13 protein-coding genes and 3 pseudogenes are annotated in these 14210 nt (G+C 68.3%); 8 read left to right on the top strand and 8 right to left on the bottom strand.

Annotated features, from left to right (window positions below; all coding sequences use genetic code 11):
- The first annotated feature begins 64 nt into the window (after window positions 1-64).
- Window positions 65-547: a MarR family winged helix-turn-helix transcriptional regulator gene (locus BFN33_RS38365; RefSeq protein WP_069764822.1), complete on the top strand. Its 483-nt coding sequence runs from the start codon at window positions 65-67 to the stop codon at window positions 545-547.
- Window positions 544-1314, top strand: coding sequence for an SDR family oxidoreductase (locus tag BFN33_RS38360; RefSeq protein WP_069764821.1), 771 nt, complete (start codon window positions 544-546; stop codon window positions 1312-1314). Before BFN33_RS38365 ends, BFN33_RS38360 begins: the two co-directional genes overlap by 4 nt.
- Here the strand turns inward: BFN33_RS38360 and BFN33_RS38355 are convergent.
- Window positions 1311-2395 (bottom strand): annotated as a pseudogene (locus tag BFN33_RS38355) (IS630 family transposase). The gene BFN33_RS38360 and the pseudogene BFN33_RS38355 overlap by 4 nt on opposite strands.
- A gap of 68 nt (window positions 2396-2463) precedes the next feature.
- On the opposite strand from BFN33_RS38355, the gene BFN33_RS38350 reads away from it, so the two are divergent.
- From BFN33_RS38350 to BFN33_RS38340, 3 genes are all read left to right on the top strand, one after another.
- A complete protein-coding gene (locus tag BFN33_RS38350; RefSeq protein ID WP_069764820.1) occupies window positions 2464-3723 on the top strand; it encodes an FAD-binding oxidoreductase in 1260 nt (419 codons plus the stop codon).
- Between the two features lie 146 nt (window positions 3724-3869).
- Window positions 3870-4799, top strand: coding sequence for an NmrA family NAD(P)-binding protein (locus tag BFN33_RS38345; protein ID WP_069764819.1), 930 nt, complete (start codon window positions 3870-3872; stop codon window positions 4797-4799).
- Between the two features lie 116 nt (window positions 4800-4915).
- Window positions 4916-5140: an SDR family NAD(P)-dependent oxidoreductase gene (locus BFN33_RS38340; protein WP_069764818.1), complete on the top strand. Its 225-nt coding sequence runs from the start codon at window positions 4916-4918 to the stop codon at window positions 5138-5140.
- Window positions 5141-5159: 19 nt separating this feature from the next.
- Here the strand turns inward: BFN33_RS38340 and BFN33_RS38335 are convergent, their stop codons facing one another.
- Window positions 5160-5684, bottom strand: a complete 525-nt coding sequence (locus BFN33_RS38335) for a transposase (protein ID WP_069764891.1) — start codon at window positions 5682-5684, stop codon at window positions 5160-5162.
- Window positions 5681-5957: pseudogene (locus BFN33_RS50600) on the bottom strand (winged helix-turn-helix domain-containing protein); the annotation flags it as partial. The pseudogene BFN33_RS50600 and the gene BFN33_RS38335, both read right to left, overlap by 4 nt.
- Before the next feature lie 204 nt (window positions 5958-6161).
- Between BFN33_RS50600 and BFN33_RS55655 the strand changes: the two are divergent.
- Together BFN33_RS55655 and BFN33_RS38330 are read left to right on the top strand one after the other, a co-directional pair.
- A complete protein-coding gene (locus BFN33_RS55655) occupies window positions 6162-6374 on the top strand; it encodes a hypothetical protein (RefSeq protein WP_079141235.1) in 213 nt (70 codons plus the stop codon).
- Between the two features lie 105 nt (window positions 6375-6479).
- Window positions 6480-7348: pseudogene (locus BFN33_RS38330) on the top strand (transposase); the annotation flags it as partial.
- A 160-nt stretch (window positions 7349-7508) separates the two neighbouring features.
- Here the strand turns inward: BFN33_RS38330 and BFN33_RS38325 are convergent.
- The 5 genes from BFN33_RS38325 to BFN33_RS38300 all read right to left on the bottom strand — a co-directional run bounded on the left by BFN33_RS38325 (window position 7509) and on the right by BFN33_RS38300 (window position 13010).
- Window positions 7509-8546 (bottom strand): ABC transporter permease, encoded by a 1038-nt coding sequence (locus BFN33_RS38325; RefSeq protein ID WP_069764817.1) that lies wholly within the window; start codon window positions 8544-8546, stop codon window positions 7509-7511.
- Between the two features lie 4 nt (window positions 8547-8550).
- Complete coding sequence (locus BFN33_RS38320) at window positions 8551-10131, bottom strand: sugar ABC transporter ATP-binding protein (protein ID WP_176742561.1); 1581 nt, start codon at window positions 10129-10131, stop codon at window positions 8551-8553.
- A 94-nt stretch (window positions 10132-10225) separates the two neighbouring features.
- Complete coding sequence (locus BFN33_RS38315) at window positions 10226-11443, bottom strand: substrate-binding domain-containing protein (RefSeq protein ID WP_079141233.1); 1218 nt, start codon at window positions 11441-11443, stop codon at window positions 10226-10228.
- Window positions 11440-12024, bottom strand: coding sequence for an SDR family NAD(P)-dependent oxidoreductase (locus BFN33_RS53715; protein WP_218109058.1), 585 nt, complete (start codon window positions 12022-12024; stop codon window positions 11440-11442). Before BFN33_RS53715 ends, BFN33_RS38315 begins: the two co-directional genes overlap by 4 nt.
- Window positions 12025-12599: 575 nt before the next feature.
- Complete coding sequence (locus BFN33_RS38300) at window positions 12600-13010, bottom strand: nuclear transport factor 2 family protein (RefSeq protein WP_079141232.1); 411 nt, start codon at window positions 13008-13010, stop codon at window positions 12600-12602.
- A gap of 849 nt (window positions 13011-13859) precedes the next feature.
- On the opposite strand from BFN33_RS38300, the gene BFN33_RS38295 reads away from it, so the two are divergent.
- Window positions 13860-14207 carry a helix-turn-helix domain-containing protein gene (locus BFN33_RS38295; RefSeq protein WP_256122979.1) on the top strand — a complete coding sequence of 116 codons (348 nt, stop codon included), beginning with the start codon at window positions 13860-13862 and terminating at the stop codon, window positions 14205-14207.
- Window positions 14208-14210 lie beyond the last annotated feature (3 nt).

The following is a 14210-nucleotide window of genomic DNA, read 5'->3' as shown; positions in this document are numbered from 1 at the left end:
AACGGTTCCGGCCATTCGAGCACTCATCTTGCTGACGCGTCAGCAATCCGTTAAAGTTGCTGACATGTCAGGAAGAACGACCGCCCAGCAGAGGCGGGTATGGCAGAACTTCCTCGTGCTGAACGAATCGTTCCGGCGCGAGATCGGACGCGACCTGTGGGAGACCTCCCAACTCTCGGAGGCGGACTTCACCGTGCTCGCCCGGCTCGCGAGCGCACAGGACGCCCTGATGCGGTCCACAGAACTGGCCCGGGCGCTCGACTGGGAAACGGGCCGTATGTCACACCAACTGCGCCGCATGGAGCAGCGCGGTCTGGTCAAGCGATGTCGCGGCACCGACGAGGACGGCCGCGCAGCACTGGTCTCCCTGACTGAGGACGGACTCGCGACCTATCGGCGCTCACTCGGTCCGCACTGGCAGTCGGTCAAGCGCTGGTTCCTCGACGGCATCGAGCCCGACCGTCTCGATCAGATCGAAGCCATCCTCCAGATGCTTCTCGATCACTTTCAGCACACACAGCACAAACCCTCGAAGGAAGAGTCATGACCACCGCACTTAAGCTCCCGAGCTGGGCGCAGCAGGACACCGACCTGACCGGCAAGACCGTGCTCGTCATCGGCGGCGCCGGCGGCGTCGGCGAGGGAATCACGCGCACGGCGCTCCAGCTGGGCGCCGAGGTCATCGTCACGAGCCGCAGCGAGGCGAGGCTCGAGGACCTGGTCGCCCGCGCGGCGCACCCGAACCTTAGGACCCGCACACTCGACATGACCGGGGACGACCTGGCCGAAGCGGTCTCCGCCATCGTGGAGGAGCACGGCCGCCTGGACGGGATCGCGATCGCCGCCGCGGACTGGAGCCGCGGGGGCGGAACGCGGATCCTCGACCTCACCGAGGCCGACTGGGACGCGGTGATCGCCCAGAACCAGACGTCCATCTTCCGCGCCTATCGGGCACTGATCCCGGCTCTCGCGCGGGGCGGAGTGTTCGTCCACATCAACGGCTTCAGCGCGGAGATCCCGTATCCCCCGCACGGTGTCGGCGCCGTCGCCGCAGCGGCCACCAAGTCGCTGACACGCACCCTCGCCGAGGAAATGCGTGGCGACGAACTGCGGGTGTACGAGCTCATCCTCGGTGTCATCCGCACCCGGCCGCGCCAGCTCGCCGGCATCGACAACGAGGCTTGGATTCCGGCCGCCGAAGTCGGTACGCACATCGCCGAACTGGTCGCGGGCAACAGTCCCCTCGCCGACTCGGCCCTCCAGTACTTCGTCACTCGCGACGCGGGCCCGAGCCGCACCGCGCCGCAGGTCTAGTGTCCTGCGCCGGAGATCCGTTGGCAGTACCGGGCGAGGGATTGGAAGATCTCCTCGGCGGTCTTGGTCCAGATGAACGGCTTGGGGTCTGTGTTCCAGTCCTTGGCCAGGCGCGGATGTCGGCTTCGAGGGTCTGGACGTTCTTGTGTGCGCCGCGGCAGATCTTTCTGGTCGGCCAGAAAGCCGAACCATCGCTCGACCTGGTTGATCCATGAGGAGTCGGTCGGGGTGAAGTGTATATGAAAGCGGGGGTGCTTGGACAGCCACGTCCTGATCACGGGCGTCTTGTGGGTGCCGTAGTTGTAACAGAGCAGGTGGATCTGCAGATGCGTCGGCACCTCCTTGTCGGCCTTGATCAGGAACTTCTTGAACTCCGCCGCCCGATGCCGGCGGTGCAGGGAGCTGATGACCTCCCCGGTGGCGACGTCGAACGCGGCGCACAGCGTGGTCAGGCCGTTGCGGACGTAGTTGTGGGTGCGCCGCTCGGGCATGCCCGGCGTCATCGGCAGCACCGGCTGGGAGCGGTCCAGGGCCTGGATGTGGGACTTCTCGTCCACCGAGAGGACCATCGCACCCTCGGGCGGGTTGCAGTACAGCCCGCCGACGTCGTAGACCTTCTCCACGAACGACGGGTCCGTGGAAAGCTTGAACGTGTCCGTCAGATGCGGCTTGAGCTGGAACTTCCGCCAGATCCGGCCGACGGTGGACTTCGACAGGCCGCTGTGTTGCGCCATCGACTTCCGCGACCAGTGGGTGGCGTTCTTCAAGATCTCCTCCAGCGTGGCGACCACGACCGCCTCCACCTGGTCCACCCCGATGGTGGGCGGTCGGCTCGTCGACCAGGCCGTCCAATCGCTCGGCCAAGAAACGCCGCCGCCACTTGCGCACCGTGTCCGCAGCGATCCGCAACTCCCGGGCCATCTGGACGATCGGTGGGATATCAGGGCCCGCACAGGCCAACACGATGGGCGCCCGTAACGCCAGAGCCTGGGCGGAGTTCGCCCGCCGCGTCCAGCGCAGCACGCTCGTCATCCGCCAACAGCAACGGCTCCAGCTTCGGACCACGACGCGGCACCGGCACCCCGGCAGAAGAACTTGTGCAAGACCTAACGACGGACTACCGGCACAGGACACTAGTGAGTAGGCGTCATGCTTGACATCATCCGGCCCGACGACCGGCGATATCCCGGCGTCCGGCACGTCTACACCGCGACTGGCTCACCCGCGGCGGTGATCAGACCGCGCTCGGCCGACGAAGTGGCCGAGGCACTGCTCTGGGCCCGGGAGGCCGGCGGCCCGCTCTCGATCCGCAGCGGCGGGCACGGCCTCAGTAGCGTGTCCACCAACGACGGCGGCACCGTCATCGATCTGGGCGAACTCAGCTCGATCGAGCGGATCGACGCCGGTGACGGCCTGGTCCGCATCGGACCGGGCGCACGCTGGGGCGATGTGGCCCGGGCCCTGCATCCCTGGGGTCTGGCGATCAGCTCGGGCGACTCCGGGGACGTAGGCGTCGGCGGGCTGGCGACGACCGCGGGCGTCGGCCTCATGGGCCGGGCGCACGGCTTGACGATCGACCACATCGTCGCGGCCCGGATCGTGACAGCGGACGGGTCGATACGGACCCTCGACGCGGAAGAGGAGCCCGACCTGTTCTGGGCCGTGCGCGGTGCCGGTGCGAACATGGGCATCGTCACCTCGATGGACTTCCGCGCCGCGCCGGTGCCGATGGTCGCCCATGCCACCTTCCACTACGGCGTCCCCCGGCTGGCACCGTTCCTGCGTTCCTGGGGAGAGACCGTTGAGGCCGCGCCCCGCGAGATCGGCGCGTTCCTGTACATGGGGGGCGGGGAGGTCGTCATGGCGAGCGTCGTCTTCGCCGGCGAGGACACCGTGGCCGCCGAGCAGGCGTTCGCTCCCTTCCTCAAGATCGGCCGCGTCCTCGGCCGACGGGCTGTGCTGACGCCCTACGCCTCAGTCGTGACCCGAACCGGAGCACCGCACTACGGTCAGCAGGGCGCCTACCTCCACAACGGATTCGCCGTCCACCTGGACGGCCCGCTCAGTAAACGACTCGAGACACTGCTCGGATCGCAGTACGGCACGATGGTGCAGATCCGATCGGTCGGCGGCGCGGTCAACGACGTCCCCACCGAGGCCACCGCATTCGCACACCGGCACCAGAACTTCTCGGTCACCGCGGTGGCACCCGGTCCTTCGGCGTCGTTCGACGCCGCGTGGGAGTTCGTCCGCCCGTCACTGGACGGTCTCTACCTCAGCTTCGAGACGGCGTTCTCACCACAGCGGCTGACCGACGCCTTCCCGCCGCCGACGCTGCAGCGCCTGCGTGAGATCAAGCGCAAGGTCGATCCGGAGAATGTGTTCAACCAGAACTTCCCCGTCGCGTAGCAGGCGGAATCCTGCGCGAACACCTCACCGCTCTCACCGACTAGAGCGCGCTAGCACCGAGGCCGACAAGCCGGAGAGGCACGCCGGCGTCGGGAACGCTCCCCCAACCACCCGACGCGCAACAGAATCGATTCCCGGAGGAAATCATGGACAAGAAGGTCATCGCGCTGGTCGGCGGCACCGGGCACCTGGGCGGTCTCATCGCCGAGGGGATCCTCGCACGGCCAGACACGCAACTGAGGCTGCTCGTCCGGGCCGAGAGCCGCGCCAAGGTTGCCGACCTGGAACGCAGGGGCGCCCAGATTGTGGAGGGGGCGACCGGAGCTGACAGCGTTGGGCCGCTGGCCGCGCTCTGCGCCGGTGCCTCCACCGTCATCTCGACCGTGCAGGGCGGACCCGAGGTCATCGTCGAGGGCCAGCGGGCACTGCTGCACGCCGCACGTGAGGCGGGGGTACGGCGCTTCATCCCCTCCGACTTCACCCTCGACCTGTTCAAGCTCCCGGCCGGACAGATCCTCTCCACCGACTGGCGTCGCCAGTTCGCCGAGATCGCCGACGACGAGAGCGGCGATGTCGAGGTGGTCAGCGTTCTCAACGGCAGCTTCCTCGACCGGGGCACGCTGTTCGACTGGCTCCGCATGGTCGACACCGAGGCGCAGACCGCGTACGTCTGGGGCGATGGCGACGCCCCCGTGCAGTACACCACCTGGGCGGACACCGCTCTGTACACCGTGGAGGCGGCCCTCGACGACCAGCCGATCGGCCGGGTCCTCCCGGTCGCCGGCGACAGCCTCGACTTCCACGGTTTCGTCGAGGCCTACGAAAAGGGGACCGGTCAGAAGCTGCGCAAGGAGCGCCTGGGCTCGCTGGACGACCTCGACCGCCGCATCGCCGACATGGTGGAGAGCGAACCTCAGAACTTCTTCGCCTACCTCCCGCTCATGTACCTCCGCGGCAGCCTCCGGGGCGACGCCCCGCTGCCTCCCCTGATGAACGACCGCTACCCCTCGATCCAACCGATCACTGTCGAGCAGTACTTCGGCGCGAACGAGGGCTACCCGACGCCTCAACGCTGAGCGACGCCGGTGCAGGGCACCGCCGGACGCCACAGTCCGCAGCACCACTGGGTCGAACCGCGATACCCCGCCCCGGCGGAGTAGTGCCGTCTCCTTCACTTCCTGAAGGAAAAATCATGACCAAGGTCTGGTTCATCATCGGCACGTCGAAGGGGCTCGGGCGCGAGTTCGCGCTCGCGACGCTGAAGCGCGGAGACAGAGTCGCCGCCACTGCTCGCGACACCGCCGCGCTCGGCGACCTGGTGGACCGGTTCGGTGACGCCGTGCTGCCGCTGCGCGTGGACGTCGCCGACCGCACCAGGTATTCGACGCGGTCGCCGCGGCCAAGGAGCGGTTACTGACCTTGAAAGCGTGATGTCGTCATGGAGGGGTGTGCACGAGTCCGGTGCCGGTGAGGCAGCCGTCGAGGACGTCGTGGCGGTCCTGGAGCTGGCGTAACCCCCGCCGGACGGCGGTGATCAGGTCTTCTGGGTCGGCGAATGCCCGGTTGGCCGTGGTGGTGCGCCGCAGTACCGACCAGATGCCCTCGACCGGGTTGAGGTCCGGTGCGTAGGGCGGGAGTTGGTAGACGGTGAGCCAGTCGCGTTCGGCGATGTAGCTGCGCATCCCTGCCGTCAGGTGGGTGTTCAGGTTGTCCCACACCAGCACGATCGGGCCGCCGAGCTGCTGGTGCGCGGTCTGGATCAGGTCGTGGTAGTCTTTCCAGGAGAAGCTCTTGCGTCCGTCGGGCCGGGCGTCCTGGCAGGGCCGGTAGATCAGCCGCGAGTGTTCGCCTGCTTTGTAGCAGGCCAGGGCTGCGACGGATAAGCGGCGGCGGGAGCGGCCCCGCACGCGCGCGACGGGAGTGCGGCCGCGGTGGGGCCAGGTACGGGCGGTCGGCGTCATCGAGAAGCCGGCCTCGTCCTCGAAGACGAGCCAGGCATCGAGCGCCGCCACCGTCCTTCCACGCTCGGCCAGGTCTCCTTCACCCAGCCAGCCACCGCCGCCTCGTCACGCTCCACCGCCCGGCAGCTGGCAGCCCTGCCTCTTGAGCAGCGCGGCAACACCCTGCACGTTGTAGCTCTTGTGGAACCGGCGCCCGATGAGGGTCTTGATCCGTGACAGGGTCCAGGTCTGGTCCGGCCAGCCGTGCGCTACCGGCCCCTTGGCCAGCTCCTGCTACGAGAAGGTGCGAATCGCCGCGTGAAATAGACGGGCAGATGCCTGTCCGGAAAGTTCGTGGCCCCTCACTGCAGGCTGCCATAGAGCGTCCGGGCAGGAAGCCGCTGGTCGCACGGTTCGGAGGTATTCCGCTGAGGCGGAAGGAGAACGCCGTAGTCACGGACGTGTCCTCGACACGCGGCATCACCCGGCCCCAAAGAGCTGGTCACCCGGCTCCTGGCCGGTCGCTGCGAGCTTTGCAGAAGTACGGATGGCATTGCCGTCCACCACATCCGCAAGCTCGCCGACCTCGCCGCCTTCAGGCAGCCTCACCCCTCGTGGGTCGCTGTGATACTCAAGAAACGACGCAAGGCCCTTGTGGTCTGCCGGACTTGTCACTCCAGCATCCAGACACCGGCTGCGGAACACGGATAGATCGCTGGAGAGCCGCCTGCGGGGAAAACCCGCACGGGCGGTTCGGGAGGAGGGCACCGGAAAAGGTCCCGCACCGCGGGAACCTCGCCGGTGTCCTACCTCACTCCGCTGATGGGCTTCGTCGACCACTGCCGGGGCGGCAGCGGCGAGCCGGTCGCGGGCCTGCTGCTACCCGGCAGCGCGGGCAGCAACACCGCCGCCGACCACATCGCCACGGCTCGACTCGCGCTGGCCCAGCTGCCCAAACACCATCGACGTGGCCGACGGACACTCATCCGTACCGACTCCGGCGGTGGCACCCATGAGTTCGTGGCCTGGCTCTCCGCCCGCGGCCGGTGGCTGTCGTACTCGGTCGGCATGACCATCACCGACGCCACCCACCAGGCCGTCCTGAAGGTCCCCGCATCCGCGTGGACACCGGCCGTCGAGCCGGACGCCGAGGTCCGCGACGGTGCGAGGGTGGCCGAACTCGATGTCAGCAGCGACTATCTGAAGGGCTGGCGCAAGGGGATGCGGCTGATCGTCCGCAAGGAATGCCCGCACCCGGGCGCCCAGTTGCGCTTCACCGACGCCGACGGAATGCGGCTGACCTGCTTCGCCACCAACACCACCGGCCAGAAGATCACCCGGCTGGAGCTGCGGCACCGCCGGCGTGCCCGCGCCCAGGACCGCATCCGCGCCGCCCGTGCCACCGGCCTGCGCAACCTGCCCCTGCACGACAGCGCGCAAACCAGATCCGGCTGGAGACCGTCCAGATCGCCCTGGACCTGCTGGCCTGGATGCCGATGCTCGCCCTGACCGGCACCGCCCGGCTCTGGGAACCCCGCCGCCTGCGACTCCGCCTGCTCTCCGCCGTCGCCCAGCTGCTCACCACCGCCCGCCGCCGACACCTCAGGTTCGCCCGCCACTGGCCCTGGACCGATGTGATCACGGAGGCCATCCGGCGGCTCGCAGCCCTTCCGAACCCCGGCTGACCAGCACTTTCCCCTCCCTACGAGTAGCACCGCCCCACCGGAGCCGTGGAACCCGGCGCCCACCCGATGCGACAGTCGGGCCGCCGCCACACCCGAAAAACACCGCCGAACGCAAATCGGCCGCCAACAAGAGCTGACGGCCAATCACGAAAGATCGAGGCTAGTGGGTGTCCCGCGCCCGTCGCTTCTCGCTCAGTACCGCTATCGACACTGCACCTACCAGGGCAACGCCGTTGAACAAGTCGGTCACCCATAGCTGGCCACCGGCGAGTTGGAGGCCCTTCACTCCGGTCTGCAGCAGGTAAAGCGCGAGGACGGTGCCCCACACGTTGAAACGGCCGGGCTTGAATTGGGTGGTGCCAAGGAAGCACGCGGCGAACACGGGCAGCAGATAGGGCAGCCCCACCGACGGTGAGACGCTGCTGATCTTGGCGGCAGCCAGCACACCGGCGAGGCTGCCTGCGATCCCGGCGACGACCAAGGCGCCGAACATGTAGCGCCCGGTGCGAACACCAGCCAGCCGGGTCGCGTCGGGGTTGGCGCCGGTCGCCTGCAGGCGCCGCCCGGCCGGTGAGTGCTCCAGTGCGTACCAGGCGATCAGGGCCGCGGCGATTGCGTACACGGTCACAATGGGCAAGCCCCCCGGCGCGGAGGTCGCGATCGTCTGGAAGTCCGAGGGCACAGGGCCCACGAAGTTGTAGTCGGTGACCATCCCGGTGAAGGCGACCAGGACCGAACCGGTGCCCAGGGTCGCGATGAAGCTGTTGAGGCCGACGACAGCCACCAGGATGCCGTTGACGATGCCGATGACGGCGCCGAGCCCCAGCGTCATCAGGAGCGCGATCCACGGGTTCACCTGCGCGTCGGCCATCAGCCAGGCCGAGAACGCCGCGCTGAGCCCGAGGTTCTGGGCGATCGACAGGTCGTAGGCACCCGACGCGAGGGAGAAGAGCAGTCCGAGGGCCAGGATCACGGTGATCGCCTGATCACCGGCGATCGCGCGAGCGGTGGCCACAGTGAGGAACGTGTCCGGGAGCCACAGCGCGAACACCACGATCAGCGCGGCCCACAGGTACAGGCCGCCGTAGCGTGACACCTGATACCCGACGAGGCCTTTGCCTCTGCGACGGGCCGGAGTCGGTGAGGGATGGTTGGGCGGGGTCTCGGTGGACGGCGCCGCTACGGTCGTTTCGCTCATGTCGTCAGTTCCCCCACTCGTCGTTGTCGGTCCCGCCGGACCTGAGGCTCTCAGCGAGGATGGCGTCGACGGTCAGCCGGTCGCCGTCGAGTTCCGCGGCGACTTCGCCGTCGCGCATGACCAGAACGCGGTCGCAGATCGCCGCGAGTTCCTCGGCGTCCGAGGACGCGGCGAGAATCGCCGTGCCGTTCTTCGTGGCCGCCGCGAGGGATTCGTAGATCGTGTGGCGGGCACCGATGTCGACGCCGTTGGTGGGCTCGTCGAGCAGCATCACCTGCGCGTCGTGGCGCAGCCAGCGGGCCAGCACGACCCGCTGCTGGTTTCCACCGCTGAGGGTCCAGAACTCTCTCTCGGGCTCGGCGTTCACCTGGACGCGGTTCAGCCACGTGGCGGTCTCGGCCCGTTCGGCCCGTGCGCTGAGCCAGCCGGCGAACCGGGTCCGCAGTGACGGCAGGGTGATGTTCTCGCGCAGGGTCCAGCTCGTCAGGGCGCCGAGCCGTTTGCGGTCGGCGGGCGCGTAGGCGATCCCGGCCCGTACCGATGCGGTCGGGTTCGCGCCGACCGTAAGGTCACCGAGGCGAACGGCGCCGGCGTGACGTCGGCGAGCACCGAAGATGAGACCCAGAAGGTCCTCGTAGCCGGAGCCGACCACACCGGCGATTCCGACCAGTTCTCCCCGGTGCAACGTCAGGGACGCCTCGGTCACGCCCGCGCCGCATACGCGTTCGACCCGCAGCACCGGTTCGGTCCGGCGTGCGCCCGCCGACGGATAGAACGCCTCGACACTGCGGCCGATGATCAGTTCCGCGAGCGCGTCGTGAGTGAGCCCGTCCACCTCGCGGGTGGTGACCGTGTGTCCGTCCCGCAGCACGGTCACCCGGTCGGCGAGGTCGAGGATCTCCGAGAGGCGGTGGGTGACCAGCACGATGGCCACTCCACGGGCCCGCAGCCCGCGTAGCAGCCCGAACAGGTGCCGTACCTCGGAGTCCGGAAGTGCGGCGGTCGGCTCGTCCAGGACGAGTACGTTGCCGCGGCTGAGTCCGCCGCGCAGGGCGCGCACGATCGCGACGAACGTCTGATGCGTGGGACTCAGGCTCCGAACGGGCGCGTCGACGTCCATGTCCACCGCGTACTCGGCCAGCAGGGCGTGGGCTGCCCGGCGTTCGCGGCGGTCCGACAGCCACCAGTGCGTCGTGTAGGACTCGCCGAGCGCGAGATTGTCGACCGCGCTCAGTTCGCCGACCAGCCCGAGATCCTGATGGATGAAGCGCAGTCCGGCCGCGTGCGCGGCGCCCGCGTCCCCCAGGCTCAGCGGATCCCCACGGACAGTGGCCTCGGCACCGGGGTCGGGCGCGTGGTAGCCGGCCAGGATCTTGATCAGCGTCGATTTTCCGCAGCCGTTCTGCCCGAGCAGACCGTGCACTTCACCCGCCCGGACTTCGAGACTGGCCGAGGAGAGCGCGGGCCTCTCGTTGAAGGCCTTGGAGAGGTTGTGCACCACGAGCACGGCGGACGAACCGGCACCGGATACGCCATCGGTCGCAGGGGGTGCTCCCGACGACTCCGTCTTGGGTAGGGACTCCACGTCCGCTCCTCCTTTTTCCAGCATCACTGGACTCCTCACTGAGGTCGGCCGGGGTCGGCGGGTCGGCGAGCGCAGGGGTGACGGCCGTCCCGGCTCACTGCACGAGCCAGGCCTTGAGGAAGGCATCCGGATCGCCGGGGACCCTCGGAGTCCCGTGCGGCGACAGTTCGTCGTCGGCCGGAGCGTTGTCCTTCGTGAAGATCTGCGTCCAGCCCGCCGGAGCGGTGCAGCACTCGCCGAGCGCTACGCCCATGTACAGGCGGGCCAGCCCGTCGACTGCCCGCCAGCCGGTGGTGCTGTTCTCCACTGAGACCGAGGCGAACTGCTGGCCGCCCCGCAGAGCGGCCAGGCTCTGCCTGTTGGGGGTCTGGCCGACCAGTTTCACCTTGTCCACGAGCCCGGCGCTCTGCAGCGCAGCGTAGACACCGGGCAGGAAGTCGTCCGTGGGTACCACGACGTAGCGGATCGTGCTGTCCCGCTGGAGCTGGCTCACGATCTGGCTGGGCACGGTGCGGCCGACGTTCTCGGTGGAGATCTTCAGATCCGTGGTCGTGCAGCGCGGGCACAGCCGCGTCAGCGTCTTCTTGTACATGGCCACCTCGGGACCGAAGATCCCGTCCGCGATCGGGTCCTGCACGAAGAGCGTCCCGACCGGCTTTCCGGCGTCGGCGAGCACGACATTGGCCAGCAGCCTGCCCGCGGCCACATACTCGCTCGCCCCCGCGTAGGCGCCGGGCATCAGCGGACCGGGCGCGTCGACCGGCGAGATGCCGACCACCTTTATGCCCCGCTCCTTCGCGGCCTTCAACTGGGCCTGCACCGTGGAGTTCGGCAGCACACCGATGTACGTCAGCAGCTTCGGGTTGTCGGTCAACGCTTGGTTGAACGACGAGATGTAACTCTCCGGCGTGAACTGCGAGGTGGTCGTCCTCACCTTCCAGTCCAGGGCCCGCGCGGCTTCGCTCACCGCCTTCACGGTCACCTGGCATGCCGGGGCGGGACACCCGATCACGGACAGGGACAGTCCTGACGGCGGCTTGGCGGGGAGCGCGGGGAGCGTGATCGCCGACTGGTCGGCCGAGAACCGTTCCACCGTCGCCTTCGCGCTGCGCACCCCCGCTGACACCGACTCGTCCGCGTCGCCGGCCCCGTCTGCTGTGGAACTGCCACAGGCCGCCAGCGTCAGAGCTCCGCACGCGAGTATCGCGGCAAGCGTGCGGCGGCGCCCTCCCCTGTGCGGGGCGTGGCCCTCGCGTCCGTTCACACTGTCCCGGGCCATCGTCACCGGCGAGATACGTCTGAACCTGGTCATCTGATGCTCTGTCCTTTCTGCTGCGGCGAACTTGGGGTTCGTGAACCCCCACGACTGGGCGGAGCCCCTTCAGTCGCCGGATGCTCCGGTGCCGCTGGTGATGGCCAGGTCGAAGCCGAACTGGCAGCCGGCGTCCACGGCGTGCGTCGTTCCCGTGACGTACCGGCCGGTGTCGGTGACCAGATGGAGGACGGTTTGTTCGAGATGTCCTCCGCTTCGAACAGGGGGGTAGGGAGCTTGTTGAGCATGCGGGTGGCCACCTCGAAGTCCGCCCACCCCGGGTGTTCCGCATCCGGGCGGAACAACCGGTAGGTTGGTTCGTTGAGGACCATGTCCGTCGCCACGGTGGACGGGAGGATGGCGTTCACCCGGATGTTGTGCGCGGCCACTTCCTTGGCCAGCACCTTCATCAGCATGACGACCCCGGCCTTGGCCGCCGCGTAGTGCGCCAGGTTCGGGTTGGCGCACATCGCGGCCAGCGAGCTGGTGAACACCACCGACCCGCCCCGGCCGCCGCGGATGATGTGCGGGACCGCGGCCCGGGCCGTCTTCCACTGGCCGGTCAGGGCGATCTCGATCATCTCGTCCCAAGCTCGTCCATCTCCAGCGTCGGGACGAGGGTCGAGATGCCGGCGTTGGCCACACGATGTCGAGGCGGCCGGGTCGGGCGACGCCCTCCTCCACGGCGTCGGTCAGCGCGGCCAGGTCGCGGACGTCGACCTGGGAGGCGACGATCCGGCGGCCGATCGCCTCCACCTCCTTGACGGTCACGGCCAGGTCTTCCGGTGTCGCCATCGGATAGAGGACCGCCTCGGATTGCGGCAGATGTCCACGGCGATGATGTCCGCGCCTTCCCGGACCAGCGCCACCGCGTGGCTCTGCCCCCGGCCGCGCTGGCGCCCCGATGATGAAGGCGACCTTCCCGTCCAGCAGTCCCATCTCTTGCTCCTTCGTCGTTCGGTGTCAGTCGGCAGGCACCGAGTCGGCGCCCGCGGCAGTTGCAGGAAACGGCGAGCAGTTCGCAGGTGAGGAACCTTGCAGGAAAAGGAACGCGAGCGACTCTGACATGCTATCGTTAGCATCTTATGGCTCACGTCACTCTGCCCCCGTTTCCCACTCGGCGAATCACTCAGTCCTATGGGGGCTGCAGAGCCGATCAGCGCCCGCGCATCAGCGCCGCTGTGACCGGCCCGCACGCCCCGGACTCGATGTATTCGTCAACCCGCTTCACGCGTTCGCCCTCCAGCGTGACGACAGCACAGATCGAGACCCGCACTTCTTCACCCGTCTTCAACATCGCGCACATGTAGTGCTGGTCGACGTAACCGGTCGCGGTCCGCGTGAGCCGGACGTCCTCGTACCAGCGCTTGCTGGTGACGCTGAGCAGCCCTTCGAAGAACACCAGGCTCTCCTCGACCGTCTTCACCGTGTCATCGGTGTTGTGCCAGACCCGCGCGTCGTCCGTGTACAACGCGCGCAAGGCCTCGACATCGCCCTCTGCTGCGATTCGGGCGAACGCGTCGGCGACCGCCTCCACCACCCGTTCGTCCGGCATTGTCGGCGCCATGTGCCAGTCCTTTCTGATGGGTGTCGATGTACGCCCCCTCGCACGGCTCCGTGAGGACCGAGGCGACAGGGAACCGAGAGCGGCGCCATGGGCCCGTCACCGGCCGACGAGCGGTCGGCAGGACCGCGCCCGAAGGATGGCGTGGGTGTGCCATCCGGGCAGCGGAGGGGTGGAGGCGGACCGGGGGACCGTGAATTCGGCTCGGGTTCGGCCTGCTCCACGGTGCTTATGGTTTTACGTCGACCAAGTCGAATGACGACGTGGGTCGGAGGTCATTGCGCTCGCGCACGATGTGGGAGTGGTGTCATGGGAGGGGCCTCCCTCCCCAGAGGGTCAGTGCTATCGTTTGCGCAAGAGTGGGCCGTCTCAATGCCCGGTGTCAACACCCTCGACACGTCCTTGTTACATCGAGGCGCCACGGCGCTCCGGTCACTCTTCTGATCCAGCGGCCCGCCTCCGGCATCAGCCACGAGGGCGTACCGCTGGCCGAATGCGAGATCCGGGAGCAGGTGCCGGACATGCCCGTGCTGCTCGCCTGGCCGGGCCTGCGCCAACCTCACCAGACGAGCACAGGCGTTCGCCGACCTCTGCCGCGGGGCCCTCGAGGCCGGACCGGTACGGCCGGTGGCCAGGGATCGCACGTCGGCATCGCGTCACCGCCAGTGACGCCCGCATACGGGCTCTGCCCAAGGATCGGCCCGGACTCGTCCGCGCTCGTTACCGCTTCCACCCCTCGGGACCACGCGATAACCCAGGATCCTCAAGAGTTCCAGAGACGCTGGTCCCAGAGCCCGCCACCAAGGCGAACCGTGGGCTTGACGTGGCGGGAAGGGATCCGATGATGGCGAGGTGAGGACACAGAACGGCGAGTCGGTTCTGGCGAGGGCCGTGCGGATCTTCGAGGCGTTCACGCCGGAGGAGTCGGCTCTGACCGTCTCGGCGATCTCCCGGCGTACCGGGCTGCACGTGGCGACCGTGTCGCGGCTGGTGGCCGAGCTGGTCTCGTACGGGTTCCTGACCCGGGACGACGACCGACGGGTGCGGATCGGCATGCGCCTGTGGGAACTGGACACCCGGGCCTCGCCCACCCTGTCGCTGCGCAACGCGGCCATGCCGTTCATGGAGGGCGTCCACGACGTCGTCGGCCACCATGTGCAGCTCGGGGTGCTGGACGGCGAAGATGTGCTGAGGCCGTGATCA

The organism is Streptomyces sp. LUP47B, assembly GCF_001746295.1.
Taxonomy (GTDB): domain Bacteria; phylum Actinomycetota; class Actinomycetes; order Streptomycetales; family Streptomycetaceae; genus Streptomyces.
This window is presented reverse-complemented; position numbering and strand designations above follow the sequence as displayed.

Excerpts from the sequence above, each read along its gene's own strand:
- BFN33_RS38315 (WP_079141233.1), bottom strand. The coding sequence starts at position 11,443 with ATGACCAGGTTCAGACGTATCTCGCCGGTGACGATGGCCCGGGACAGT.
- BFN33_RS38325 (WP_069764817.1), bottom strand. The coding sequence starts at position 8,546 with ATGAGCGAAACGACCGTAGCGGCGCCGTCCACCGAGACCCCGCCCAAC.
- BFN33_RS53715 (WP_218109058.1), bottom strand. The coding sequence starts at position 12,024 with ATGATCGAGATCGCCCTGACCGGCCAGTGGAAGACGGCCCGGGCCGCG.
- BFN33_RS38350 (WP_069764820.1), top strand. The coding sequence starts at position 2,464 with ATGCTTGACATCATCCGGCCCGACGACCGGCGATATCCCGGCGTCCGG.
- BFN33_RS38340 (WP_069764818.1), top strand. The coding sequence starts at position 4,916 with ATGACCAAGGTCTGGTTCATCATCGGCACGTCGAAGGGGCTCGGGCGC.
- BFN33_RS38365 (WP_069764822.1), top strand. The coding sequence starts at position 65 with ATGTCAGGAAGAACGACCGCCCAGCAGAGGCGGGTATGGCAGAACTTC.
- BFN33_RS38335 (WP_069764891.1), bottom strand. The coding sequence starts at position 5,684 with ATGACGCCGACCGCCCGTACCTGGCCCCACCGCGGCCGCACTCCCGTC.
- BFN33_RS38360 (WP_069764821.1), top strand. The coding sequence starts at position 544 with ATGACCACCGCACTTAAGCTCCCGAGCTGGGCGCAGCAGGACACCGAC.
- BFN33_RS38345 (WP_069764819.1), top strand. The coding sequence starts at position 3,870 with ATGGACAAGAAGGTCATCGCGCTGGTCGGCGGCACCGGGCACCTGGGC.
- BFN33_RS38300 (WP_079141232.1), bottom strand. The coding sequence starts at position 13,010 with ATGGCGCCGACAATGCCGGACGAACGGGTGGTGGAGGCGGTCGCCGAC.